Genomic DNA, 23,937 nt, shown 5'->3' on the forward strand with positions numbered 1-23,937 from the left:
AGCAAAAGTTACCTCGTCAGGGACTTAGTGTGACAGGGTGGGGTAGTCATGCACAATTCGACGACGAACAAGGCCGTGATAGTTTGGGTTCTATCTACATGCCAACCTCAACTTCCATATTGGGGCGGCAATACGAGTCGGTATACTTTCTAGATAAGCTGACTATTGATGGAGCTGAATTGACGATTGCAAAGGGAAATGTCGTTTTTTACATTAATGGCGATTTCAAGCTTACAGCCAATGGTGACAGCGCGCTAAATATCAATGAAGGTGCAAGTTTGACGTTATTTGTTCAAGGTAAAAGTCAAATTCAGCAACCCGTTAACGTGCTCAAGAAAACACTTAATAGCAACAAGCTACCGCCTTTCAGTCTGTATTCTGGGTATCAAGATAACTCCACAGCAACCCAATGCGGGGGCAACTTTGGTGTTGAGCTATCGGGCACGGGGCAAATGTACGGAACTATTTATGCACCCTATAGCAATGTAAAGTTTGGTGCCAGTGGTGAGTTGTACGGCGCCATTCGGGGGAAAAGGGTCAGTGTATGTGGTGATGGTGATATTCATTACGACACCGCGCTGAAAAAGTCACAAGGTGGAAATTTAGGTGGTCAGCGCCGAGTGATATTCCTTGGCTGGCAGTATAAAACCCCGGAGGAGCTATCACCTTAGCGAGTTTAACTATCCCTACTACCAATCTAGCCCCTATAAAGGGGCTTTTTAGTGCATTGCATCTATGCGTGAGGTAAAAGCCAGTATTTGCATCTAAGGCCAACAACTGCAAGGTAGCTCGGCTAAGTCGCAATGCTTACCTTTACCAGCACAGCTGGCTGCGTCACATGCTGCGGATGGGTCGCAGCAGTCATGGCGGTCTTCTTTCTTTTTGCGTTTGTTGCTATCTTCTTGAGCGTTGAGTTGCAGTGTGGCGTGGGCCAATTTACAGGCATGCAATCGTGCTTTGATATTGGCATAACCACGGAAAAAGCCGTGTTGCTCTACTATGGCAAGGACGGCGTTAGAGCAAGATGCACCTTTATGTAAGCACGCATGGGCGCAACGAAATCCTTTGTAAGGGGAGACAAAGCGTTGGTACAAGCGTATCACGATGATTGCTATGTTATTCAAATGTAGGCCTTTATAAGTTTTCCCGTAGAGCGTTTGCCATAAATTAATCCTGAGAGGGCTTTTTAAAGCGCATCGACAAGGCCATAGCCGTGCCGGTGACAACACCCATGCCGATAGCGCCAGGTAGCCCCATCGCCACTAAAATCGGTATGAATAGCAGGCGATGCACGAACACCAAAGGCACCACGGCAATAGCCAAAGCAACATAGTTCATGCGAACCTCGAAGTGCGCGCCGCAATGCGGGCATGTTTTGGTTTTCCCCCAAGAGTTTGCCGCTTTAGAGAAAAAGCTAATGGACTTAAGGCAAGACGGGCATTTAAAAAACTGCTCATTATCTGAGTGCTCAGTGTTAGCTTGTTTAGCGGCAGTATGTTGTGCGCGTTTGATTTGTAGCTCTTGCTTAATCGCTTGCACTCTTTGCGGGTAGGCCTCGCTGTCCACGTGCCTTAATGCGTCTTCAAGTTCGTCTATTGAATAGCTGGCATAGTTGGGCTGTATTTCGTCTATCATCCTTGAATCTCCGTTATTGCTGCGTATTCCTTGCACCACAAGATTATCCTATACGCCCTAAAAATCCAATGTCCTTACACTTTCAGTGCACGCTAAAAAAATAAATAAAAAAATTTAAAACCCATTTAAACCCTTTGTACTTTAGTGCGCGTCTAATACATTAACAAAGCGAATAACAACAACAGGATATATCGCATGCAGGGTCATGCCGCAGAGGCAAGGGCAACCGCACCACCGCCGCCAAGCGAGGCAGAACTGATACAACAAGTGAAAAAGGGCAATCAGCAGGCCTTTGCCCTGCTGTATCAGCAGCATATTAAGCGAGTTTATGCCTTGTGTTTGCGTTTGGCGGCTGACACCACTCAGGCGGAGGATGTGAGCCAAGAGGTGTTTGTGCAGTTGTGGCAAAAAATACATAGCTTTGATGGCAAAGCACAATTTAGTACTTGGTTGCACCGCGTAACCAGTAATATTGCCATTAGCCATTTACGCAAACAAAAAAACTGGCTGCAACGCGTCGTAAGCAGTGAAGAGCAAGGCATGGAGCATGAGCAAGTGGCTCAATGCCATGAGCTTAACGGTCTTGACCAGCTCATAGTGCGGCTGCCTGAACGGGCACGACAAGTTTTTGTTTTGCACGCAGTAGAGGGCTATCGCCATGAAGAGATAGCCAAGATTATGAATATGGCGGTGGGGTCTTCAAAGTCACAATATCATCGCGCCCGAGGGCTGTTAAAGGAGTGGTACGAGCATGAGTAAACCTGATTTTGAGCAGTTTCTAAACCAGCAGCTGCAACAACAGCAAAAAGAGATCAGCCCGGAGCGCGATCTTTGGCCCGGTATTGAGCAGGGTATTAATGCGCACACGCATACAGCCGATAAAAGCTGGTTTAAACCAGCTTTGGGTAGTGCCGCCGCTGCCATTTTAGTCGCCGTAATCGGGTTCAATTTACCAAGCCAACAAGGCTCGCAACCGAGTAACCAATTCGCAGTGATAAGCGATGTATTCGAGCAGCAAAAGCAGAGCCTACTGGTGCAGTATCAAGCACAACCGGCGCTGACCGATAATTGGCAACAGCAATTACAAGAGCTCGAGCAAGCGGAGCAAGCAATCAAAACTGCGCTTGAAGAACAACCTAACAATCGCGCTTTGCTTAATATGCTCGCGCAGGTTTATCAACAACAACTGAATTTAATTAACAACGTACACCAGCCCAAGCAGGGCGCAGTATTACAGCGTATTTAGGAGCATAACAATGAAAGCAATTATTTATACATTAGCGCTAGCCCCGGTTTTGGCCTTCGCTGGCGAAAAAATTGATGAGCAACTCGACGTGCCAAAGGATGGCCGTATTTATATCGATAACCAACGTGGCGAAGTCATTATCAAAGGTTGGGATAAAAACACTTTTAAAGTGACCGGCGAGCTGGATGACAAAGCCGAGGGCTATACCCTTGAGAACCGTGGTCAGCGTACTGATTTTATTGTTGATATGCCCAAACGCTACAATCAAGGTTGGGGGCATAATAATGATAATGACGAGGGGTCTAAGTTAACCATACACATGCCCCATGCCAGTGCCTTAGTGATGGAAGGGGTGAGCGTTGATGTGATGGTCAGTGAACTGCACAATGATACCCGTGTAGAAACGGTGAATGGCGATATTGACGCCAAGCAGTTACAGGGCAAGTTGAGTTTAGAGACCGTCAATGGCGATATTGATGGCGTAAACCTAGCTGGAGAGATCCGTTATCAAACCGTCAACGGTGATATCAACGACCTTGATTCACAAGGGCAATTACAAATGACCTTAGTCAATGGCGACGTGGAATCGAGCACCCGCGCTGAAGATATCCGCTTTGAAAACGTCAACGGTGATCTACAGCTCAATGCCCAAGCTCTAGGTAGCTTAAAAATTAATACCGTCAATGGCGAGCTTGAGGTCCGTGTGGCGAAGCTTCATGCCGACGGGCAAATCCGCGCCGAGAGCGTCAGTGGTGATTTAGACCTCTACCTACCCAGCGATCTGTCAGCACGGTTTGATTTAGAAGCCCATGCTGGCGGCGATATTCGCAACGAACTGAGCGATGATAAAGCCGTGGAAGCCAAGTATGGTACAGGTGAAAGCCTGCACTTCACACTAGGCCAAGGCGAAGCCGAAGTGCAAGTAACCACCATTAGTGGCAACACCCACCTACGTAAAAACTAACCCAACCTCGGCGAGCCCTTAGGGCTCGCTATTTTTCTTGTTTACCAGTCAGCAAAAAAGCGAAGCAGTTGTTGCACTGCGATGCCAAGCCGATAAAATAAAGCCATTCACCCCGCCTTTTGAGTATGTATGGCAAAAATAGATAAACAGGTTGATAGCCTAAAAGTTCCTCCCCACTCCATTGAAGCCGAGCAATCCGTGCTTGGTGGGTTAATGCTCGATAATGAGGCCTTTGACCGTGTTGCTGAGTTGGTCGTGGCTCAGGACTTTTATACGCGTACCCACAGACTGATTTTTGAGGCTATGGAGCGCTTGGTTGAAGACAGCCAGCCTATCGATCTGATCACTATTTCTGAGTCGTTAGAGAAAAACAATCAACTCGACAGTGTGGGTGGCTTTGCTTACCTCGGTGAAATAGCTAAAAACACTCCCAGTGCCGCTAACATTAGCGCTTATGCTGCTATTGTGCGTGAGCGGGCGGTGATCCGCGAAATGATTGGTGTTGCCAATGAAATTGCCGAAGCCGGGTTTAACCCCGAAGGGCGCGGCAGCCATGATTTGCTCGACTTTGCAGAAAGCAAAGTATTCAAAATTGCTGAACAGCGCACTAAAAGTACTGAAGGGCCGCAAAATATCCACACTATCTTAGAAAAGACCGTGGATAAAATTGAAGAGCTTTACCAGTCGCCACAAGACGGGGTTACGGGAGTCAGTACCGGTTACTCTGACCTTGATCAGATGACTGCGGGTTTACAGCCCTCGGACTTAGTCATTGTTGCAGCGCGCCCATCCATGGGTAAAACCACGTTTGCCATGAACTTGGCCGAACATGCGGCGATGACCCAAGATAAGCCGGTGCTTATTTACTCGTTGGAGATGCCCTCAGAGCAAATCATGATGCGTATGCTCGCCTCGCTCGGGCGCATAAACCAAACCAAGGTGAGAACGGGCCAGCTGGACGACGAGGATTGGGCACGCTTGTCCTCAACCATGGGCTTGTTGATTGAAAAAGGCAAAATGTACATTGATGATGCCTCAGGCCTAACTCCTACCGATGTGCGCTCACGCGCGCGGCGAATTGCCCGCGACCACGGTGGCATTAGCATGATCATGGTCGACTACCTGCAATTAATGCGGGTACCAAGCTTATCGGACAACCGCACCTTAGAAATTGCCGAAATATCGCGCTCATTAAAAGCACTGGCGAAGGAACTCGAGTGCCCTGTTGTGGCGCTTTCGCAGCTGAACCGGACACTTGAACAACGTGCTGATAAGCGCCCAGTTAACTCGGATTTGCGTGAATCGGGGTCAATTGAGCAGGACGCCGACTTAATCATGTTTATCTACCGTGATGAGGTGTACAACGAAGACAGCCCAGATAAAGGTACTGCGGAGATTATCCTTGGTAAGCAGCGGAATGGTCCTATTGGTAAGGTCAGGTTAACCTTCCAAGGGCAATACTCACGCTTTGATAATTACGCTGGCCCGGCGATGGACGACGAGTATTAACCACTATGGCGTTGGCAACCGCAACCATTGATTTTTGTGCCCTGCGCGCTAATTTAGCGCGTGTTAAAAGCCTTGCCCCTGATAGCCAAGTAATGGCCGTGCTCAAAGCCAATGCCTATGGCCATGGTTTAGTGCCTATTGCGCAACAGCTCGCCGATGCCGATGCCTTTGCCGTTGCTCGCATTGAAGAGGCTCTGGCCCTGCGCACCGGTGGTATTACTAAGCCCATCGTGCTGCTGGAAGGGTTTTTTAAAGCCAGCGATATCGAAATTATGTTGGCTAATAACTTCCAAACAGTGGTGCATGACGAATACCAGCTTGAAGCCCTAGAGCAAGCCCAGTTAGCAGGGGCCATTAAAGTATGGTTAAAAGTAGACACCGGCATGCATCGTTTGGGCATAAACCCAGACAGCATCAATACCTTCTATCGCCGGTTGAAAGATTGTCCATATGTGCAAGATGAAGTAAATCTAATGACTCACTTTGCTTGTGCAGATGACAATCAGGATGCCTACAATGAGACTCAGCTGCAGTTATTTCAAACCTTAGTAGCCGATAAACCTGAGCCGCTGTGTTTGGCTAATTCTGCCGCCATCATTAATTATCCGCAAAGTCACGGTGACTGGGTGCGCCCAGGGTTGATGATGTATGGTGTCTCGCCCGTGAAAAATACTTTTTCTGCGCAACTGCAGCTGACTCCCGTGATGACGCTAAGTAGCGAAGTGATTGCCGTGCGTCCGGTACGCCAGGGCGAGCCAGTGGGATATGGTGGGCACTGGCGAGCCGACAAAGATACCTACCTGGCGGTGGTGGCCATTGGCTATGGAGACGGCTATCCGCGTCATGCTCAAAATGGCACGCCTGTGCTTATAAACGCGCAGCGTTACCCGTTGGTTGGGCGTGTGTCTATGGATATGATCACCGTTGATATTGGCCCAAACCCCAGCGCTGTTGCAGTGGGTGATGAGGCCATTATGTGGGGACGCGAGTTAGCCATTGAAGAAATTGCCGCCTGCGCCGACACCATCGCTTATGAACTTCTATGCAATATTACCCCGCGCGTTAGTTATCAATATATCGCATCAAGCTGATACTATTCCCACGATTGTTAAGCAGCTGTTTATTTTTGTTCGAAAAAAGCAGAGAATAAGCCACTCATCCCTTATAATAATAATTAGGTACAAAAGGCGCTTGGAGCGATTATGGCTTACCTTATCGAAGCGGATACGGACAATGTGATCTATTTGCACGCCCACCATAGCTTTGGGCGTTTTCAGTACAGTGTAGACACGCTGATTAGCGACCCTAGCGTGTCAAAAATTCATACCATCATTGAATGGCAGGGGAATGAATGGCAGGTTCGTGACCTCAGCCGTAACGGCACTTGGCTTAATAGCAAACGCTTAGATAAAGATCACAGCCAAACGCTTAAGCTTCATGATGTGATTGCTCTGCCGGGAAATGATGGCAAGCAATTCAAAGTTGCGAACTTAGACAAGCCGCAAGACTTATTGATCGTTCTTGATGAATATGCCAAGCCTACTTCGGAGTTTATTTGCTTAGCAAATTATAACCTTATCCCTGAAGAGTCCCCAGAAATAGCCGTATTTAACCAACGTGAAAGTGGTTTTTGGTGCTTTGAGCACCTGGATGGGCCGATGCTTGATCACACTATTTTAATAGAGAACGATCAGCTCAGTGATAGCCAGCGAAGCTATCAATTGCATTTAAGCCATTTGGAAGAAGCCACAGCGCTGCGCGATGTGAGCAATACCCAGTTAGCCGACTTAAACTTTATTTTTCACCTTACCCTAGATGAAGAGTCTGCAGAGCTTACGGTCAGAGGCCCAGGTGAGGAAATTGATTTGCACGAGCGTTGCCATCATTATCTGACGTTGAATTTGGCCCGTTACAAGGCTCAAGATGCCGCCAACGGCGTACATGAGCTCAGTCAAGGTTGGGTCGAAACTGAAGTAATAGCCCGCGATTTGGGTATCGATTCTCGCTATCTAAATATTCAAATTCACCGCGCCCGTAAGCAATTTAGCGATGCCCTTGCGCATATAGAGGATGCCGATAGTATCATCGAGCGTAAACTACGTAAGGTGCGCTTTAGCGCCAGTAATTTCGAAATATATAAAGGCCACCAACTCGAAGAGTCGGTTAAACGCGCATCCTCCAACTAGGTAAACTCTATGCGCACGCTTGCTCATTATGAATTGAATAAAGTGGTGTACCAGGGCGGCATGGGCACCATCTACGAAGCTTTCGATACTAAACTAGAACGTACAGTGGCACTCAAGGTGCTAAATACTAGCGGTGATAGTGAATTAGACGAAGACGCCCTTAGTGAAGCGCGCTTTCTGGCACGCTTAAATCACCCCAATATTATTCAAGTATTTGACTGTGGCCAAAGCGACGGCCAGCAGTATTTAGTGATGGAGTTTTGTCGCGGTAAAAACCTGCTGCAATACCAGAAGCAGCATGTGTTAACGCTTGAACAAAAGCTGGCTATGCTGGTGGATATTGCTAAGGGTTTAGAGCACGCGCATCGCAACAGCATTATTCACCGTGACTTGAAACCGAGCAATATCTTGATCAGTGAAGCTGGGCAAGTCAAAGTGGCTGATTTTGGTATTGCTGGCTTCGTGGGCGGTAACAGCCATGTTAGTCAAAGTGCAGGCACCAAGGGCTATATGTCGCCTGAGCAGTTGCAAGGGCAAGCACTCAGTCACCACAGCGATTGGTTCTCGTTTGCCGTTGTTGCAATTGAATTACTAACAGGCGAGCACCCCTTTGCTGGACAAGGTGGCCAAGATATCAGCGCGGCAATACTGCAAGGACAACACTTAGATCTCAGCACTACGCAATTACCGCAGCAGTTGCAAGCACTATTAGGCCAAGCGCTTAGCGTAAAACCTGTGGCGCGCTTAAATCTGCGCCGAGGCCCTTTTAGCAAACAGCTTGAGCAGTTACTGCAACAACGAGTTCAAGCCGCTATTCTAGAGCAGCAAACAGAACCGGTTACACCATCAAATAGCACGCAGAAAAGCGCACCATTAAGAGCAAAGAAGTTGCGCTGGCGTTACCTTGTGATGGCCTTTGTCTGTGCGGCAGTGTTGGTGGGAGGCTACTTGCTACGCCCTTACCTGTTACACCAGCCTGTGGTCGCGATTCTACCCACTCAGATATATAACCTACCTGATGAATTTAAGCATTATGAAAGCGCTTTGAAAGGCTCGGTACAAAGTGCGATGTGGCAACAGCTGCTCCAGCAAGACCAGCAATTAGTTAGCCGCGCAGAAATGAATATGTTGGCGCAAGGCCAAGACAGTGATCAATTTAGAGACCCTAAAAGCTACTTTCAGAGGCTGGCCGACTACACCGGCGCCGATACCCTGATTAGCAGCTCGTTGGATTGTCAGCAACGCCACTGTAGCGTTGAAATAAGTACACTACGTGCTCCCAACTGGCAAGTGCAGGAGAGTATGCAGTGGCAGACAGATATTGCAGGCACAACTAATTTACATGACGTGGCGAAATACAATACTGCGCGTCTTATTTCCCCGGGCATTGATAGTGAAGAGTATCGCTCGCTATCAACAATGAAAAGTAACAGCCCATTATTTGAGATGTATACGTTGTTTTATGTCGACAACGTAGCAACGCCGGAGATGTTTGATAAAAGTCTGGCGACGGTCAAAGAGAGTGCAACCAGTGTCGAGGGTTATAACCTTTTACGTGAAATTGCGCTGCAGCTGTATCACTCAACCCATGAAAAAACCTATCTTAAGCAGGCAATTTCAGCAATCCATAATGCCCCAGGTGAATTTAAAAAGTTGTCCAGCTACTACAAAAGCCTAGTGCTGCTAAATATAGAGCTGGGGCAAATAGAAGAGGCCAAGCATGCTTTGGATATGTTAACCAAGGTGAGTCATGACCAAGCTGCTATTTTGAATTTGGAGGCTTCAATTCTGCTTGCTGAGGGTGAAGATAAACAGGCCAGAGATAAGTTAGAAGTAGCGTTGAGCTTGAGACCCAATTTGCGGTTACAAAGAAAGCTCGCGCTCGTTTTGTATTGGCTGGGTGATTTTCAGTCAGCGAAAAACCTGCTCGCGGATTTAGTTGAAAAAGTCCCCAGTGATAGAAGAACTCACCAGTACCTAGCTGATATTGCTTTAATCGAAGGTGACTTCACCTCTGCGATAGAAAGCTACAGCAAAACACTCAATGAGAATAGTGACAGCATTGATTTATCAAACCTCTCTATCGCCTACATGATGGTGCAGAACTACCCTATGGCGGAAAAGTTTGCCAAGCAAGCGCTGTTGAGTTCACCGAAAAACACCGGGATGATGCTCAATATGGCAGACATAAATATGCTCAACGGTAAGCTTGTGGAATCAAAAGAGCTGTATCAGCGCCTGTTACAGCTAAATAACGGGCGTGAATCGGCCTTGGCGTGGTCTGAAAATGCGCAGGCCTATGCTCAATTGGGTGACAACGAGCAAGCTATTAAGTCACTGAAGCATAGTTTCAAATTGGCAGAGGATAAATCAGAGTTAAGTTATACAGCGGCATTAGTGCATGCACTGGGCGGAGACTTTAACTCCAGTCTTTACTATGTGGAAGAGGCTTTAAAAAGTGGTTACCACCAAAACTGGTTTTTACAGCCTTGGTTTAAACCACTTTGCGATTTTGAAAAGTTTAGAGCGATGGTCGGCTCCCACTCTCAGCTCTGTGTAAACTGAGTTAATTAATCTTCATCTGGACGGCGAACTATCACGCGAGGGTCTTGCGACATATAGTATTTACCGTTCGCGGTGTTTTTCGCAGTAAAGCGGAAACCGATACTCAATGGCTCAGCAGTACTCGAAGGGGCAACTTCAATAACTTGATCAAGAGGGCTGTCGTCTGCTTTACCATAACAAAACGTAGTATCTACTTGATGAACCTTAAGAGTCAGCTGCTTCTTATCGGCACTGATAGACGAGTCGACATTGTAGTTGCAGTTGCTGTAGTTTTTAATGTATTCCACACCGTTACCAAAAAACTCCCAATCATTGTCACTGATGGTGACAACTAATTCAGCATGTTGAGTCGGTTGCAAATCTGCATGAGCTGGGTTGTTAGTGAATAGAATAGGGTAGTCTTGGCCGTTGATATTCTGCTTACTGCCATTAACTACAACATATGTTTGCCAAGGCTCGTTAACGCTTGGGATCAGCTCTAGTTGCTCTTGGACCGAAACATTACCAGGCTCACAGGGGACTTGGATTTCAGGGGCTTGTTCAGACATGATCATTTCCTTATTAAGATAATGGACCGTTTTTGATTACTTTATCCGAGAATGGCTATAACTATAGCGTGTAAGTGAGGAAAGTATAGTTTTTGTAATCGCTTGTAAGGCAACAACTTATTGGGGCAATGAAAGCCGCATGCTGCATACGGTCCAAGGCGTTATCGTTCTTAAGTACTGAGTGCCTTTTATTTTCAGCGCTGTTACAGCGGCGCATATTCCTAGTTGCGATTATGGGCTCAGGATGAAGAGCTATTACTGGGGGAGCCTTGGCGTTTTTCTTTGCTACACAGTGACAGGTCTACGCCGCCTTATGTCATGCCAACCTTAGCTAAAGTCTGTGCACAGCGCATATCAGTGTAGATAGCGTGAAAAATAAGGCTATTTAGAGGCCATTAGCTGTCCCTGCAAGGTGGCAACAATACGACGAGAACCACCTTGGTCGCGGTGTTCACCCAGGTAAATACCTTGCCATGTGCCTAGCTGCAGCTGGCCATGACTAATAGGCAAGGTGAGTTCACACCCTAAAGTACTGGCTTTAATGTGCGCGGGCATATCGTCATCACCTTCGTAGGTGTGGCGATAAAAAGGTTGGCGCTCGGGAGCGGCCCAGTTAAAGTGCGCTTCCATATCTTGGCGCACAGTGGGATCGGCGTTTTCGTTAATGCTCAAACTTGCAGAGGTGTGTTGCAGCATTAAATGCAGCAGGCCAACCTGATAATCTTGAATTTGCGGCAGCGCGCGCAGAATTTCCTCATCAATTAGATGAAAGCCCCGGCGCTTTGCGCTTAAAGTAATGCTGTGTTGTTGCCAACTCATAAGGTGTCGAAGCTGATCTCGATGTGGGCATTGCCATCACCTGAGGTGAAAGGCATGATAATTGTGGTTCCTTCGCATTTGTGGGTAATGGTGTGGCCAGTGCCTGATACCACTGCTGGTGTCGCCATATCAAAGTCGTAGCCTTTTTCACCCAATAAGTTCTTGGCGCCACCGGTAACCATGTTGGTGATTTCGCCAACCATGTCGGTCACTTCTTCATTAATGGCACTGGGACGCTCGCCTAGCATACGTTCCATGATGGTAAGCGCTAGGCTTTCATCGAAAGTGATAGAGAGTGAGCCTTTTGTTTGTGGGCCAACCATACCGATTAACCCTGACACATCGCCCGCCGCGACCTCGTCCTTTTTAACGCGAGGTTTACCCGGTTTTAGTTCAGTTTGTGCCATCGTGGCCAACACATTGACCAAAGAAGAAAGAAAAGGGTTAATAAACTCGACGTTCATTGTCCATACCTTTGTTCGCAGAAGGTGAATTTTGCTGTTCTTGCAGCACGTGTTTTACCCTAGCAAGTTGTTACTAAGATTGACAGCGTTTACAAATGCCATGCGCTTCAATAGTTTGCGAGCTTACACTAAAGCCGCTTTGTGAGGCGAGCTCACTTAACTCATGCGACAGCACGCTCGAGTGCAGCTCGTCTACGTGACCGCATTGATCGCAGATAAGCAACTGCACCGGATGAATTGAATCAAAATGGTGGCATAACATAAACGCGTTGGTGCTTTCTATTTTATGAATAAAACCTTGTTCAGCTAAAAAGTCCAGTGCGCGATAGACCGTCGCAGGCTTTGCGCTGGTTTCTGTCACTTTTAATTGCTCTAATAAGTCATACGCACCAACACCGCTTTTAGTGCTGGCAAGTAAACGGAATACTTTTTCACGGATGGGAGTAAAGCGAGCGCCTTTGCTGTCGCACATTCTTTTAGCTTTACTGACAAGCGCATCTACATTCATAGCTAACCTTCGTTCATCTTAACGCCACCTATACTAGCATACTATGACGCATAAAAATTACTATCTCTGTCTGCATGAGAGAGGTATAATTTTGTTTTAATTTTCAGGAGCAAGTGTGCACGAATTACTGGCCACCTTTATTTTCTTTTTTGCGGTAATTGACCCCATAGGCACAGTGCCGGTATTTATTGCCGTTACGCGCGGCGAAAATGCCGCATTTAAGCGCAAAGTAGCTTACAAAGCGGTGCTGGTATCGGCGTTAGTACTGTTGCTGTTTGTCGTTGTCGGTGAGTTGTTGCTCAACGCTATTAGTATTCCGCTTGCGGCGTTCCAGATTGCCGGTGGCATTGTACTGCTGCTGTTTGCGCTGACCATGATTTTTGGTGAAGGCAAGCCCGAGTCGGAAATTAAAAGTGTGCGCGACTCCACAGAAACCGCCATATTTCCTTTAGCCATCCCATCAATAGCCAGCCCAGGGGCTATGCTAGGGGCGGTGCTGATGACTCGTAATAATGAATATACTTGGGTCGAGCAGGCCATTAACTCATCAATGATGCTTAGCGTCTTAGGCGTGGTGTTATTGTTACTTTTGCTGGCGCGCTACGTACATAACCTCATTGGTGATGGCGGTGCAAGCATTATCTCCAGAGTCATGGGGCTGATCCTGAGCTCCGTGGCGGTGACAAACATTCTCGGTGGCATTAAGGACTACTTCGCGCTGTAACTCGCGGCCGCTGCCAAAACTAAGCTACTTATTGGATGAGTGTGGCAACGCGAACGCCTAAGTCGACTAATATGACACCCAAGGTTTTTTCGATAAGCCGTTGATAACGTTGTAGGGCGTGTACAAATGCGGGGTGGCTAAAAACATGGCTACCAACACAAACCACAGTAAGTGTGCCAAAGAAATAATAAGCCCATACACAAGCTGGATGGCAGTGGGCGTATCGGCGCTCACCAGCTGAGTAAATATACTTAAAAAGAACAACGTGGTTTTGGGGTTTAGGGCATTAGTTATAAAACCTTGACGCAGAGCCGAGATGGCGGATAACGCCTTGTTGGGCGCTGCCTTGGGCGCGAGCTCCAAGGCGATATGGTGCTTTGCTCGCAGGCTCTGATAGCCAAGGTAAATTAAGTAAGCTGCGCCGATGTATTTTATCACCGTGAATAGCACCACCGATTGGGCAATGAGCAGCGCCACGCCGGCTATGGAATAAGCAAGGTGAATCCAAATCGCTAACCCCACGCCCAGCGCCGAATAAAACCGGCACGACGCCCATATACTAGGTTATTACGGGTGATCATGACAAAGTCGGCACCGGGGCTAATAGCCATGATCGTTGCTAGCGTAGCGATGGACAATAACTGGGGTAAATAGGCTGACAGTTCCATAGATTATTCCGTTTACCGGGTTAGACCTGGCACTGTATCTCGAATTACGCCTGTTTGCATGGCTGACATCGCTCATGCTGGATACTGAGTTGCAAGATTATCTGTGTTGGGCTAAAGCCCAACCTACCGATTTTGTTGGGTTTATTGTAGGCAAGGCTGAAGCCTTGCAAAGGACGTGATTGGGTTAAAGTCCAACCTACCGATTTTGTCGGGTGTATTGTAGGCAAGGCTTCAGCCTTGCGAAGGGCGCGATTGGGCTAAAGCAGCTCTTAAAATGATCTAGACTGATATTTGCTATTATTGAGGGCACCACACCACTTATTGGTTGGCTGATTGGCTCGTGGATTCTATATTCACTTTTGAGTACAGTGGCTTAAATAATCAGCAGTTGTTTTTGTTTTGTGAACTAAATGTTGCCTTTAATGCCGGATGAGCTACTCTAAACCAAAGTTTCTTGGGTAGTTGTACTGGGAATTATTTTGCACTGTTTTAATCTTCGCTCATCAGCATTAGTGCTTATTTCGGCGCTCTGCGCGATGTTGTCTTTTGTTGCTTATGGCCAGTACACCTTTGCCGTCGTAGGCAAAACCAAGAACGACAGCTTTTATGAACAATCCTTCAAAGGTTGCCAAGACTTTGCCCAGCGCCAAGCCGATTTGCGCTGTATTTATGATGGCGCTTATGACTACCAAGACGCTCGTACCCAAGCACTGGTAGTGAAAGATTTAGTTGCTCAAGGCGTGGACGGCATATTGGTGTCTACCACCGACTCGCAGCACTTGGTCAACAGAGCGCTAAAAAAGGCTCAGGAGCAAGGGATTGCGGTGATCACTTTTGACTCAGACTTGGCACCACAACACCAAGCTTATCGTTTAGCCTATGTGGGCACTAATAACTTTGATTTTGGCGTGGCACTTGGTGAGGCGGCAAAGCAGTTTAAACGAGAGCACCTACAAACCTTGTGTATTCAATCGGGACATCACACTACGCCGAACTTAAACAAGCGCATCGACGGCGTGCGTTATGCCTTGTCAGGGAGTACCAAACGTTTGAACGGTGAGAATGGTTGGCTGGAGCATCCTCGTTGTCCGCTTTTCACTGCTGGGCGTCGCGATGATGCCCTCAAGCAATTACGCACCATTATCAGTTATCCGCAGCCGACAATCTTTGTTGCCGTCGCTGGCTTTGCACAGTTTAATCCTGATTATCAACAGGTGATGACAGAGTTTAAACAGCAGCTAGCTAAGAAGCAGCGAGTGATTATCTCTGCCGATACTGAAACACTGCAATTGCAAGCGTTAGCGAGCGGCCTTGGCACCATGAATATAGGTCAAAACCCTTATGAAATGGGCCGTAAGGGCGCACAGCTACTTTATGATGCAGTAAAGCACCAACACCTTCCTGAACAAGAGCAATATTACTTACCTTTTCATTACTGCACCCCTGATAACGCGCAGAGCTGCGCGAAAAACCATTAATACTCAAAGGTAAAATCAGTGCATCTCTTTAGTTGCGGGTTGCTGTGAAAGTCGGTACTGGCTTAGGTAATACCAATCAGGGTGTGATTGACGTATAATTGCGCGCCCACAACTCGGCGCAAAGAGCCCGTTGGTTTTCTTGGTAATGCAGGCACAGGTTTATGAACGAAGCGACAACACAGACTCAACTCACCCCTTCTTGGCAACAATCGGCTTTTCGTCGCTTCAGTGTCGCGCCAATGCTGGATTGGACTGATCGCCACTGCCGTAGTTTTCATCGTATTATGAGCAAAGAGGCGGTGCTATATACCGAGATGATCACCACCGGCGCTATTATCCATGGCAAGGGCGATTATCTGCACTTTAACCAGCATGAGCAGCCAGTGGCATTGCAATTGGGTGGCTCAAACCCTGACGAGTTGGCTCATTGCGCGAAGTTAGCGGCACAACGAGGTTATGCGGAAATCAACTTAAATGTGGGCTGTCCGTCGGACCGCGTGCAAAATGGTCGCTTTGGCGCCTGCTTAATGGCTGAGCCTGAGCTAGTCGCACAGGGGGTGGATGCAATGAAGGCGGTCACTGACGTTCCCGTGACGGTAAAAACCCGTATCGGCATTGATGAGCAAGACAGTTACGAGTTCTTGCTGGCGTTGATAGAGGCGATTCACAAGGTCGGCTGCGATGATTTTATCATTCATGCCCGTAAGGCGTGGCTGCAAGGTTTGAGCCCGAAGCAAAACCGTGAGGTTCCCCCCCTTGACTACCCGCGTGTGTATCAGCTTAAAAAAGATTTTCCCCACCTTCATATCAGCATCAATGGGGGGGTTAAAACCATCGCTGAATGTGAACATCACTTGGCGCATGTTGACGGTGTAATGATTGGCCGAGAAGCATACAGTAACCCTTACTTACTGGCCGAAGTAGATGCCGCATTATATGGCTTAGAGGGTTGCACACTGAGCCGCCATCAAGTGGCAGAAAAAATGCTTAGCTATATTGATGACGAGATGCGCCAAGGCGCGCGCTTCTGGCATATTGCTCGGCATATGTTGGGGTTATTTCAGGGCATGCCAGGTGCCCGTGGTTACCGTCGTCATTTATCTGAAAATGGCCACAAGCAAGATGCTACGGCCGATACTTTAGTCACAGCACTGAGCTTTGTCCGCTAACTTTATTGCTAAATATACTAAAAAATAGCTATTTTGCTAATTACATAAAGATGATACAAATCAAAATCCTTTATTTTTCAATGTGATGAGTTTTGGCATGTAACTTGATGCTCACTTAGTGAATTAAACTAATAGGAGTATTCCCATGCGAGACTCTAGCTATCAACGCTTTTATCGCGATGCCTTGGATAAGAAGTTATCGGGTGTGTGTGCCGGGTTTGCGAAACGTCATAACCTACCTGTTTGGCTCACCCGCGTAGCGATGGTTATCTTGTTCTTAAATGCCCCAGTGCTGGTGGCAGCTATCTACCTTATTTGTCATTTCGTGTTTGACGAGCACATCGTGGTTTAGCCATATAAACATGTACAACCATGGCTGCAAATAACGCTCTATTTGCGGCTAGTACACTGATTTTATTACAGACACTCAGGCGTCATTAAGCTATATTAGGGTACAGTTAAAGTAACATAACAAGGAAGCGCTATGCTGCGTACAACCCTAGGTACCCTCATCTGTGCAGTGTCGTTACTGCTCAGTTTTCACAGTGCTGCTCATGGCGAACTTATGGTAAGTGAAGCCAAGGTGCGGACCTTCTTACCTGCTAGCGAGAGCTCGGTAGGATACCTTACGTTAATGAACCACAGCGATCATGACCGCGTACTGAAAAAGGTCGAGATCGAGACCCTCGGGCGTGTGGAGATTCATACTCATGAACATAAAAATGGCATGATGCAAATGCGTAAGCTTGAAGAGTTACAGGTTCCTGCGCACCAAACACAGGTATTTCAACCCGGTGGACTACACTTAATGCTATTTGCACCAAGTCAGAAACTGGTAGCCGGTGAGCAACTGAAAATGACCCTGTATTTTGCCGATGGCGACCGTCTGTTCACACAGGCACGCATCTATAACTTGCTTGAACAGTCGCAAGACAATAACAGCGATGAACATCAGCACCATCATCACTAGGAGTTATTATGTCTCAGCATAAAGGAAAGATTGCCGCAGCCATTGCTGCATTGTTTTTATTATTTTATCTCATTGCCGTTTATTGGAGCATTGAGCCCGATCGCTTCGATGTCGTAGAAAAGGCAAAACAGCAAGCGAGCGAACGAAATGAGCGCTTAGTAACAGGTTATGTGACCACGTCGACGTTGATTAACGTCGCGCAAACATTACTCGACAAACCGGGCGGCTACCTTAGTAACGATATGGCTCCACCCAGCGTGTTGATGGACAACATGCCGGCCTGGGAATACGGAGCGCTGGAGATGACCCGTGATTTAGCGTTGTCGATGCGTAAAGACTTTAGCCGTTCACAGTCGCAATCCACGGAGCACCCGTCACTGAAAAAAGCGCAACCGCAGTTTAATATCAGTAGCACTGCTTGGATGTGGCCCAGTGCCGAAGGTGAGTATCAAAAAGGCATTGATTACCTGATTGCCTACCGCAGTCAAATCGCGGACAGTAATGACAGACAAAGTCAGTTTTATGCCCGTGCAGATAATTTACGTACTTGGGTAAAAGAGGCTGAAAAGCGTTTGGGTAGCCTCAGCCAACGTCTCAGCGCCAGCGTGGGACAAGAGCGTGTTAATACCGATTTGGCTGGCGATCGCGAAGCACATCAAGCGACATATACACCCATGCAGCAAGAGGTGCGCACCTCTTGGTGGGAAATTGACGATGTGTTTTATGAATCTCGGGGAGCTACCTGGGCGTTGCTGCATTTCCTGCACGCTATTGAGCACGATTTTGCCGATGTTTTGGAAAAGAAAAATGCTAAGGTAAGCGTCCAGCAAATTATTCGCGAACTGGAAGCAACACAAGAGCCTGTGTGGAGCCCTATGGTGCTTAACGGCAGTGGCTTTGGCCTTGTAGCTAACCATTCGTTAGTGATGGCAAATTATATTTCTCGTGCTAATGCGGCACTAATTGAGTTAAGCGAGTTACTCGCACAAGGATAAAAAGGGTAGATGATGAAACAATACTTTGTGGCTGCAGGTTTATCGCTTGCAGCGATGGCGCCAATGGCCCATGCCGATACCGTGTTAGGCCTTTATGTGGGGGCCGAAGGTTGGCAGGCTGAGCCAGAAGGTAGCTTTGGCAGCAAAGGCTATGCGCAGCAAGATTTCAACTTCGATGATGAAACCTTCACCAGCTACTACGCAGCATTGGAGCATCCAGTTCCTTTGGTTCCTAACGTCAAGCTACGTTACACCGAGATGGACATCAGCGGCGGAGCATTGCTTAACCAAACCTTTGAATTTGAGGGAGTCGATTTTGCTGTAGGCAGCAACATCATGACCAATGCAGAGCTTAGTCATACCGATTATGTGCTTTACTATGAGATTTTTGATAACGATGCGGTGTCGATTGATTTAGGTTTGAGCGCGAAACAGTTTGACGGCGATATTTATGTTGCCCAGGTCGACAATAGTTCGTCTGTGCGCGTTGATTACTCAGGGTTTGTGCCACTAGTGTATGGTCGCGGTGAAGTGGGCTTACCTTTTACTGGCTTGAGCGCATTTGCTGAGGGCAGCTTTTTCGCATTAGATGACAGTACCGTGCATGACTACCAAGTCGGCGTGCAGTGGGAATTTATTGATAATCTAGCGGTGGATGTGGCTGTACGTGCAGGCTACCGAGCGATGTTGATTGAACTTGATGATGTTGATGATATCAATACTGATATTGATGTTTCAGGCCCCTTTGCAGGGCTACAAGTTCACTTCTAAATAGTAAACTTTGAAAAAGCGGCGCAGGCCGCTTTTTTTGTATTTATGACCACTCTAAATCGAAGTCACGCTGCAGTGCTTGCTCTATTGCTTGCTTAAACGTAGGGCTTAATGTGGCACGCAGCAACCGCCTTAATTCATCACCCGTTTGGGTGAATTTGTAGTAGCTCAGAACTAAGTCACTGTTTTTGGCTGTGAGCGTTAATGAGGTATCGTAAAAGCGCAGTTTTAGCTGCTGCTTGGCGCGAAAGTTCGCTGACTCAATTTCTTTGCGATACAGCACAGCGCAATCCATCAAGGTCAATATTTGCGGGTAACTGAGTCCCGCCTTTGCCAAGTTGAGTTGCTCCTTATTGCCTTTGCGCAGTAAGTCGAATAACGACGGGCGCTTGTAATAACCCAATAAAATAATATGAGAATGATCGAAGTCGAGCTGAGCACACAATGCAGCGGCTTTTTGTATAGCCAATGCTTCGCGCTGGGTCATTTGCTTTAGGGTTTGCAAGCTCTTGATACTAAAGGTCCCCGGAGCCAGTGTTTCTCCAGCAAGAATCTTTGCCCATAACTGCTGCATGGACGCTGTTGCGGAGTCTTCGGCAAGCGACATAAAGCGTTCAAACCAATCAGGGTCAACATAGCCATCAGTTTTAGTGTCTGGGCAGTATTGCATGGCCTGGGCGAGAATCGACTCTATATTGTGTTGCTGTCTTAGGCGCTTGAGCTCTTCACGTTTAAGGGCTCGCTCTGCAAGAGGCACCCGTTGGTCGAATACAAACCCACTGGGGCGAGCCCCTTGGCGGGAATAGCCCCCTTCTTGGGCCGGGACAGGTAAAGAGTTGCGCTGTTTTTTTATCTTAAAACCAACTCGTTGGGCAATAAGTTGCGCCAGTTTGGTTTGCGCAGTGAAGGTTTTACTGCTCATCCTTGTGCTCCAATTCCACCACTGTTTTTAAATTATTTAGGCTATGAGTCATGGTATTAGCGAGGGTATGTTCGGTAAACCAGACTAAATAGGGGCCAATGACGGGTAGGGTGATTTCACCTTGTTGCTGCCATAAGATACGGGTCTGCTCCCCTGAACTGATTAATTGAAACTGGCCATGCGAAAGGTATTCGTTATTGACCAGTAATTGATAGTTGAGAGTAGATGCACTGTCACTGACAATACTTAGTTCCCCTCGGGAGCGTTGCCCTTGCCAGCCTAAATGAGCGCCAACTCCCTGGGCTTGCGCACGGACTTCTAAACGAGCTTGTTGGTCGAATTGGCGCAGCGCTAGCCATTGTTGCCACTGAGTTAAATCCCACAGCCAAGGCTTTATCGCTGCGCTCGGAACATCCAGAGTAATACTGCGCTCAACGCGATAATGTTGCTTGGCGATAAGGCCAATCAGCACCAGTATGAGCGCGAGTAAAACTAGAGTTTTTATTACATTGCGTGCTAGGGTTATCACAGTACCTCTGCGCAGAAACACAAAAAGCATAGTCAAAAGATTAGACTATACTGTTAGAACTTAATTTTCTATCTCCGTAGTTGTGAATATTGCTCATCTAAGTAAGTGAATATTCGATTGTTTACGGTTTCGAAGGAAGGCTATGTCTTCGCCAAGTAGTGATTTTATTTTTCTTAATGAAGAATTTGACGAGGAGCCGGCTAAACCCCAAGAGTTTTGGGATGTGCTCATTGTTGATGACGACTCTGAAATACACTCAGTGACGGAGTTAGCCTTGTCTAACTTTGAGCTCAACGGTAAGGGGTTGCGCTTTCATCACGCTTTTAATGGTACGCAAGCGGTTGATATTTTGCGTGACAATCCGCTTATTTCGGTGGTGTTACTTGATGTTGTTATGGAAAGCGACGATGCCGGGTTAATTGTTGCCAAACGGGTGCGTGAAGAGTTAAAAAATCACGTGGTACGCATTGTGTTGCGTACAGGGCAGCCAGGTTATGCCCCTGAAGAGCAGATCATCCGTCAATATGATATTAATGACTACCGCACTAAAACTGAACTGACCCGCTCGAAGCTTGCCACTACCATGGTAACGGCCTTGCGCTCGCACCAGCAGGTAACGCAATTATCTATGCAAAGTCATGCCCTTTCCCAAGTGCTGCTGGCAAGCGAGCAAATACTGAATTTTAGTCAATTACTGCCTTTGAGTCGCGCAGCGATCAAACACCTTGCTCATTTTACAGCGGGTCCGCAACAAGGGGTGGTGTGTGGATTAGATGATGACGGTGTGGAGATTGTTTATGGTGGCACCGGTGAGTATCAAAATGTGCATCACCAACATCTTGATAAAAGCGCTTTAACGGCCTCTGTAAAGGAGCAGGTCAAAGCCAGTTTTAAATTAGCTCAGCACCAGCATGACGAACACTCGGTGAGCTTTTTCTTTCGTGCCAAACAACAGCAGTATGTCATTTGCCTTGAAGGTGAACACATTATTGAGCATGCGCTGATGCAATACATTGACCTACTTTTGACCAATGTGGGCGTAGGCCTCGACAACGTACTGTTGGTGGAGAGGTTACGTAATGTTGCGTTTAAAGACTCACTTACGGGGTTATGTTCACGTAACGGCTTTATCGCCGCTTTGGAGCGCTTACAAAAAAACACCAACGCCCACGATTATTTAGTACTGATTGATATTGCCCGGTTTGCCGACATCAATGAAGGGCTCAGCCACGATATTGGTAATTTACTGTTAGTTGCTGTGGCGCAGCGTTTGCAAGGGCAGCATCAACAGGCGCAAGTCGTAGCGCGGCTTGGCGCAGATCTCTTCGCTGTAGTAAGTAATGAGGAGCAACTCACCTTTGCGCAATTACAACAGTTGTTGCGCGCGCCCTTTATCGCGGCTGAGCATCAGCTGCATTTAAATTTTACCTTCGGATTATGCACTCAGCCTCATTTTGACAGCTCTGCGCTGGGCACCTTAAAGCGAGCGTCGATCGCGTTAAGCCATGCTAAAGCCGATATTAGCCATAGTTACTGCTACTTTGATAAACAAATGGAAGAGCAGGTGAGCCATCGATTGGCGATGATAAGACGCCTACGGGAAGACTTTGCAGATGGCAAACTAGAGGTGTGGTACCAACCGCAAGTAGATTTGGCAACGGCGCAGCCTTATGGTTGTGAGGCACTATTGCGTTGGCCGATAGGACAAGGTCAGTTTATTTCTCCGGCCGTATTTGTGCCTTTGGCTGAAGACGCGGGGATGATTATAGAGATTGGCCAGTGGGTGCTTGAACAGGCCTGTGCCAAACAGCGAGAGCTAGCCCAGCATGGCGTTGATATGCAAATATCGGTGAATGTCTCGGTGCCACAGTTTAAAGCGTCTGATTATGCTCAGAGCGTTGCGCAAACCTTGGCGCGCTTTGCCGTACCCAGTGATAAAATAGAGTTGGAAATCACCGAAAGCGTTGTTATGGACGAGTTTGAGCAGGTTACACGCACGCTTAATGAGCTCAAAAGTTACGGTATTGATGTGGCGATTGATGATTTTGGCACTGGATTTTGCTCGTTAAGTTACTTACACAAGTTACCCTTTGATCGGCTCAAGATAGACCGAGCTTTTGTTAAAGGAATCCCCGAACAGGATAACGGTGAAATCGCCGAGCTAGTGGTCTCGTTAGCTAAAAGAATGAATTTACGGGTTATTGCAGAGGGCATTGAGACCGAACAACAGCTGCAATTTTTAAAATCCATTGGTTGTCACGAAGGGCAGGGTTATTACTATGCGCAGCCCCTAGATGGCAAAAAACTTGATACTTACTTAAAGGTGAGCAACTAACCTTCACTAGGCTGGCCGCGATTTAGGGCTAACGCGGTGCTAAAACATAAGCGTTAACCCAGTAGCTTCTTTAGTTGAAATAGACAGCTTGAAAGGTGGCTAAGTTGCTCCCTTGCTCGTCACGCAAAACCAGTTTTTCACCCATGATGTCGTAGCTGAACGTGTTCATTAACGCTTCACTCATTGCACTTTCTTGCGCCATCGAGTCCGTACACATTTTCTTGGTGCTAGCGACTGCTTTAAAACGCAAACCGAAATGTTGTCCCTTAACATATTGGCCAGTAAAGTTGTTGCAGCCTAAGTAACCACTTACTTTACCATCATCGTGAAACTGCATATGCGGCTCACGTTCAGTTACTTGTACCTTGTTACCTTTCAAGGTGATGGCCTTCCAATAGGTATTAGTCAGAGACACATCGGGCTTCGCAACTTTTTCCATCATGACTTTGATTGGGCTTTGTGACTGCACGGTGCCAAAGGGATCGTTGTGCTCAGTGGTAATGTAGAGTAGCTCGCCATTACGCGTGACTTTGGCACTCACACTGTAACGCATATTGGCTATTACTTCAGACGAGTCAAAGGTGAGCTCAACGTTATACGGGGGCGCTCCCTCCAAGGGCAGGGTTTTACTTGCCAGTTCTTTTGCGGGTGCGTCCATCAAGGAAACATCGGCCAAGGTAATCTTTAGCTCAGCCCCAGGCGGAAGCAAACTGCGGTCGCGGTACATAACCTGAACCTGCATGGTTTTGCTCTGCACCGCAGGAGCTATATTTTGCTGTTGCGGCTCAACTGAGCTGCTACAAGCGCCAAGTAGAAGTGTGGTCAGAGCCACGGCGGGTAAAGTGACATTCATACTCATTACATAAACTCCTTAAATGCTAACGAAAGTGTAAGAAAATATGCATTAATAGGTACTTAATGTAGTACATCGC

At 47.3% G+C, this 23,937-nt stretch carries 27 protein-coding genes; 16 read left to right on the top strand and 11 right to left on the bottom strand.

Annotated elements, in window-relative coordinates:
• Positions 1 to 29 precede the first annotated feature (29 nt).
• Positions 30 to 671, top strand: coding sequence for a collagen-binding domain-containing protein (locus MHM93_RS03620; protein WP_239448088.1), 642 nt, complete (start codon positions 30 to 32; stop codon positions 669 to 671).
• A 93-nt stretch (positions 672 to 764) separates the two neighbouring features.
• On the opposite strand, the gene yidD is transcribed toward MHM93_RS03620, so the two are convergent.
• Together yidD and MHM93_RS03630 are read right to left on the bottom strand one after the other, a co-directional pair.
• Entirely contained in the window at positions 765 to 1,124 is a 360-nt protein-coding gene (gene yidD / locus MHM93_RS03625; protein WP_239448089.1) for a membrane protein insertion efficiency factor YidD, read from the bottom strand.
• A 43-nt stretch (positions 1,125 to 1,167) separates the two neighbouring features.
• Positions 1,168 to 1,635 carry a hypothetical protein gene (locus MHM93_RS03630; protein WP_239448090.1) on the bottom strand — a complete coding sequence of 156 codons (468 nt, stop codon included), beginning with the start codon at positions 1,633 to 1,635 and terminating at the stop codon, positions 1,168 to 1,170.
• 195 nt (positions 1,636 to 1,830) lie between these two features.
• Between MHM93_RS03630 and MHM93_RS03635 the strand changes: the two genes are divergently transcribed.
• The 7 genes from MHM93_RS03635 to MHM93_RS03665 all read left to right on the top strand — a co-directional run bounded on the left by MHM93_RS03635 (position 1,831) and on the right by MHM93_RS03665 (position 10,105).
• Complete coding sequence (locus MHM93_RS03635; RefSeq protein WP_239448091.1) at positions 1,831 to 2,394, top strand: sigma-70 family RNA polymerase sigma factor; 564 nt, start codon at positions 1,831 to 1,833, stop codon at positions 2,392 to 2,394.
• Entirely contained in the window at positions 2,387 to 2,881 is a 495-nt protein-coding gene (locus MHM93_RS03640; protein ID WP_239448092.1) for a hypothetical protein, read from the top strand. The genes MHM93_RS03635 and MHM93_RS03640 overlap by 8 nt, the downstream gene beginning before the upstream one ends.
• A 10-nt stretch (positions 2,882 to 2,891) precedes the next feature.
• Entirely contained in the window at positions 2,892 to 3,845 is a 954-nt protein-coding gene (locus tag MHM93_RS03645; RefSeq protein ID WP_239448093.1) for a DUF4097 family beta strand repeat-containing protein, read from the top strand.
• Positions 3,846 to 3,974: 129 nt separating this feature from the next.
• Positions 3,975 to 5,354: a replicative DNA helicase gene (dnaB, locus tag MHM93_RS03650; RefSeq protein ID WP_022945637.1), complete on the top strand. Its 1,380-nt coding sequence runs from the start codon at positions 3,975 to 3,977 to the stop codon at positions 5,352 to 5,354.
• Between the two features lie 5 nt (positions 5,355 to 5,359).
• Complete coding sequence (gene alr, locus MHM93_RS03655; RefSeq protein WP_239448094.1) at positions 5,360 to 6,445, top strand: alanine racemase; 1,086 nt, start codon at positions 5,360 to 5,362, stop codon at positions 6,443 to 6,445.
• A 111-nt stretch (positions 6,446 to 6,556) separates the two neighbouring features.
• Positions 6,557 to 7,540 carry an FHA domain-containing protein gene (locus MHM93_RS03660; RefSeq protein WP_045979202.1) on the top strand — a complete coding sequence of 328 codons (984 nt, stop codon included), beginning with the start codon at positions 6,557 to 6,559 and terminating at the stop codon, positions 7,538 to 7,540.
• Between the two features lie 9 nt (positions 7,541 to 7,549).
• Entirely contained in the window at positions 7,550 to 10,105 is a 2,556-nt protein-coding gene (locus MHM93_RS03665; protein ID WP_239448095.1) for a serine/threonine-protein kinase, read from the top strand.
• Positions 10,106 to 10,110: 5 nt separating this feature from the next.
• Here the strand turns inward: MHM93_RS03665 and MHM93_RS03670 are convergent, their stop codons facing one another.
• The 4 genes from MHM93_RS03670 to MHM93_RS03685 form a co-directional block, all read right to left on the bottom strand.
• Positions 10,111 to 10,653 carry a DP-EP family protein gene (locus MHM93_RS03670; RefSeq protein WP_022943880.1) on the bottom strand — a complete coding sequence of 181 codons (543 nt, stop codon included), beginning with the start codon at positions 10,651 to 10,653 and terminating at the stop codon, positions 10,111 to 10,113.
• A 381-nt stretch (positions 10,654 to 11,034) separates the two neighbouring features.
• On the bottom strand, positions 11,035 to 11,472 hold the full coding sequence (locus tag MHM93_RS03675; RefSeq protein WP_130144470.1) for a secondary thiamine-phosphate synthase enzyme YjbQ: 438 nt from the start codon (positions 11,470 to 11,472) through the stop codon (positions 11,035 to 11,037).
• Positions 11,469 to 11,936 carry a chemotaxis protein CheX gene (locus MHM93_RS03680; protein ID WP_022943882.1) on the bottom strand — a complete coding sequence of 156 codons (468 nt, stop codon included), beginning with the start codon at positions 11,934 to 11,936 and terminating at the stop codon, positions 11,469 to 11,471. Before MHM93_RS03680 ends, MHM93_RS03675 begins: the two co-directional genes overlap by 4 nt.
• 73 nt (positions 11,937 to 12,009) lie before the next feature.
• Positions 12,010 to 12,444: a transcriptional repressor gene (locus MHM93_RS03685; RefSeq protein ID WP_022943883.1), complete on the bottom strand. Its 435-nt coding sequence runs from the start codon at positions 12,442 to 12,444 to the stop codon at positions 12,010 to 12,012.
• A 115-nt stretch (positions 12,445 to 12,559) separates the two neighbouring features.
• On the opposite strand from MHM93_RS03685, the gene MHM93_RS03690 reads away from it, so the two are divergent.
• The gene (locus MHM93_RS03690) at positions 12,560 to 13,168 is read left to right on the top strand and encodes a MarC family protein (RefSeq protein WP_138587774.1); all 609 of its coding nucleotides are present in this window, start codon (positions 12,560 to 12,562) and stop codon (positions 13,166 to 13,168) included.
• 66 nt (positions 13,169 to 13,234) lie between these two features.
• Here the strand turns inward: MHM93_RS03690 and MHM93_RS03695 are convergent, their stop codons facing one another.
• Both MHM93_RS03695 and MHM93_RS03700 read right to left on the bottom strand, forming a co-directional pair.
• Entirely contained in the window at positions 13,235 to 13,690 is a 456-nt protein-coding gene (locus MHM93_RS03695) for a LysE family transporter (RefSeq protein ID WP_239448096.1), read from the bottom strand.
• Positions 13,681 to 13,836, bottom strand: coding sequence for a hypothetical protein (locus tag MHM93_RS03700; RefSeq protein ID WP_239448097.1), 156 nt, complete (start codon positions 13,834 to 13,836; stop codon positions 13,681 to 13,683). The genes MHM93_RS03695 and MHM93_RS03700 overlap by 10 nt, the downstream gene beginning before the upstream one ends.
• Positions 13,837 to 14,315: 479 nt before the next feature.
• On the opposite strand from MHM93_RS03700, the gene MHM93_RS03705 reads away from it, so the two are divergent.
• The 6 genes from MHM93_RS03705 (at position 14,316) to MHM93_RS03730 (ending at position 19,219) form a co-directional block, all read left to right on the top strand.
• Complete coding sequence (locus MHM93_RS03705) at positions 14,316 to 15,314, top strand: substrate-binding domain-containing protein (RefSeq protein WP_239448098.1); 999 nt, start codon at positions 14,316 to 14,318, stop codon at positions 15,312 to 15,314.
• A gap of 161 nt (positions 15,315 to 15,475) precedes the next feature.
• Positions 15,476 to 16,483, top strand: coding sequence for a tRNA dihydrouridine(20/20a) synthase DusA (dusA, locus tag MHM93_RS03710; RefSeq protein WP_239448100.1), 1,008 nt, complete (start codon positions 15,476 to 15,478; stop codon positions 16,481 to 16,483).
• 145 nt (positions 16,484 to 16,628) lie between these two features.
• On the top strand, positions 16,629 to 16,835 hold the full coding sequence (locus MHM93_RS03715) for a PspC domain-containing protein (protein WP_022945387.1): 207 nt from the start codon (positions 16,629 to 16,631) through the stop codon (positions 16,833 to 16,835).
• Positions 16,836 to 16,967: 132 nt separating this feature from the next.
• Positions 16,968 to 17,453 (top strand): copper chaperone PCu(A)C, encoded by a 486-nt coding sequence (locus MHM93_RS03720; RefSeq protein WP_239448102.1) that lies wholly within the window; start codon positions 16,968 to 16,970, stop codon positions 17,451 to 17,453.
• Positions 17,454 to 17,461: 8 nt separating this feature from the next.
• A complete protein-coding gene (locus MHM93_RS03725) occupies positions 17,462 to 18,448 on the top strand; it encodes a DUF2333 family protein (RefSeq protein ID WP_239448103.1) in 987 nt (328 codons plus the stop codon).
• 12 nt (positions 18,449 to 18,460) lie between these two features.
• Positions 18,461 to 19,219 (top strand): TIGR04219 family outer membrane beta-barrel protein, encoded by a 759-nt coding sequence (locus tag MHM93_RS03730; RefSeq protein ID WP_239448203.1) that lies wholly within the window; start codon positions 18,461 to 18,463, stop codon positions 19,217 to 19,219.
• A gap of 43 nt (positions 19,220 to 19,262) precedes the next feature.
• Here MHM93_RS03730 and MHM93_RS03735 read toward each other — a convergent pair whose 3' ends face one another.
• Entirely contained in the window at positions 19,263 to 20,141 is an 879-nt protein-coding gene (locus tag MHM93_RS03735) for a TIGR03899 family protein (protein ID WP_045979212.1), read from the bottom strand.
• The gene (locus MHM93_RS03740) at positions 20,131 to 20,670 is read right to left on the bottom strand and encodes an SRPBCC family protein (protein ID WP_239448104.1); all 540 of its coding nucleotides are present in this window, start codon (positions 20,668 to 20,670) and stop codon (positions 20,131 to 20,133) included. The genes MHM93_RS03735 and MHM93_RS03740 overlap by 11 nt, the downstream gene beginning before the upstream one ends.
• A gap of 142 nt (positions 20,671 to 20,812) precedes the next feature.
• Here MHM93_RS03740 and MHM93_RS03745 point away from each other — a divergent pair, with 142 nt between their 5' ends.
• Positions 20,813 to 23,005, top strand: coding sequence for an EAL domain-containing protein (locus tag MHM93_RS03745; RefSeq protein ID WP_239448105.1), 2,193 nt, complete (start codon positions 20,813 to 20,815; stop codon positions 23,003 to 23,005).
• 70 nt (positions 23,006 to 23,075) lie between these two features.
• Here MHM93_RS03745 and MHM93_RS03750 read toward each other — a convergent pair whose 3' ends face one another.
• A complete protein-coding gene (locus tag MHM93_RS03750) occupies positions 23,076 to 23,864 on the bottom strand; it encodes an META domain-containing protein (protein WP_239448106.1) in 789 nt (262 codons plus the stop codon).
• Positions 23,865 to 23,937: the final 73 nt, after the last annotated feature.

Source organism: Pseudoalteromonas sp. MM17-2 (genome assembly GCF_022347945.1).
GTDB lineage: Bacteria > Pseudomonadota > Gammaproteobacteria > Enterobacterales > Alteromonadaceae > Pseudoalteromonas > Pseudoalteromonas ruthenica.

Bases quoted from the DNA above. Each gene is read 5' to 3' on its own strand.
- MHM93_RS03630 (WP_239448090.1), bottom strand. From the start codon at position 1,635: ATGATAGACGAAATACAGCCCAACTATGCCAGCTATTCAATAGACGAA.
- MHM93_RS03635 (WP_239448091.1), top strand. From the start codon at position 1,831: ATGCAGGGTCATGCCGCAGAGGCAAGGGCAACCGCACCACCGCCGCCA.
- MHM93_RS03640 (WP_239448092.1), top strand. From the start codon at position 2,387: ATGAGTAAACCTGATTTTGAGCAGTTTCTAAACCAGCAGCTGCAACAA.
- MHM93_RS03645 (WP_239448093.1), top strand. From the start codon at position 2,892: ATGAAAGCAATTATTTATACATTAGCGCTAGCCCCGGTTTTGGCCTTC.
- dnaB (WP_022945637.1), top strand. From the start codon at position 3,975: ATGGCAAAAATAGATAAACAGGTTGATAGCCTAAAAGTTCCTCCCCAC.
- alr (WP_239448094.1), top strand. From the start codon at position 5,360: ATGGCGTTGGCAACCGCAACCATTGATTTTTGTGCCCTGCGCGCTAAT.
- MHM93_RS03660 (WP_045979202.1), top strand. From the start codon at position 6,557: ATGGCTTACCTTATCGAAGCGGATACGGACAATGTGATCTATTTGCAC.
- MHM93_RS03665 (WP_239448095.1), top strand. From the start codon at position 7,550: ATGCGCACGCTTGCTCATTATGAATTGAATAAAGTGGTGTACCAGGGC.
- MHM93_RS03670 (WP_022943880.1), bottom strand. From the start codon at position 10,653: ATGTCTGAACAAGCCCCTGAAATCCAAGTCCCCTGTGAGCCTGGTAAT.
- MHM93_RS03675 (WP_130144470.1), bottom strand. From the start codon at position 11,472: ATGAGTTGGCAACAACACAGCATTACTTTAAGCGCAAAGCGCCGGGGC.
- MHM93_RS03680 (WP_022943882.1), bottom strand. From the start codon at position 11,936: ATGAACGTCGAGTTTATTAACCCTTTTCTTTCTTCTTTGGTCAATGTG.
- MHM93_RS03685 (WP_022943883.1), bottom strand. From the start codon at position 12,444: ATGAATGTAGATGCGCTTGTCAGTAAAGCTAAAAGAATGTGCGACAGC.
- MHM93_RS03700 (WP_239448097.1), bottom strand. From the start codon at position 13,836: ATGGAACTGTCAGCCTATTTACCCCAGTTATTGTCCATCGCTACGCTA.
- dusA (WP_239448100.1), top strand. From the start codon at position 15,476: ATGAACGAAGCGACAACACAGACTCAACTCACCCCTTCTTGGCAACAA.
- MHM93_RS03715 (WP_022945387.1), top strand. From the start codon at position 16,629: ATGCGAGACTCTAGCTATCAACGCTTTTATCGCGATGCCTTGGATAAG.
- MHM93_RS03720 (WP_239448102.1), top strand. From the start codon at position 16,968: ATGCTGCGTACAACCCTAGGTACCCTCATCTGTGCAGTGTCGTTACTG.
- MHM93_RS03725 (WP_239448103.1), top strand. From the start codon at position 17,462: ATGTCTCAGCATAAAGGAAAGATTGCCGCAGCCATTGCTGCATTGTTT.
- MHM93_RS03730 (WP_239448203.1), top strand. From the start codon at position 18,461: ATGAAACAATACTTTGTGGCTGCAGGTTTATCGCTTGCAGCGATGGCG.
- MHM93_RS03735 (WP_045979212.1), bottom strand. From the start codon at position 20,141: ATGAGCAGTAAAACCTTCACTGCGCAAACCAAACTGGCGCAACTTATT.
- MHM93_RS03745 (WP_239448105.1), top strand. From the start codon at position 20,813: ATGTCTTCGCCAAGTAGTGATTTTATTTTTCTTAATGAAGAATTTGAC.
- MHM93_RS03750 (WP_239448106.1), bottom strand. From the start codon at position 23,864: ATGAGTATGAATGTCACTTTACCCGCCGTGGCTCTGACCACACTTCTA.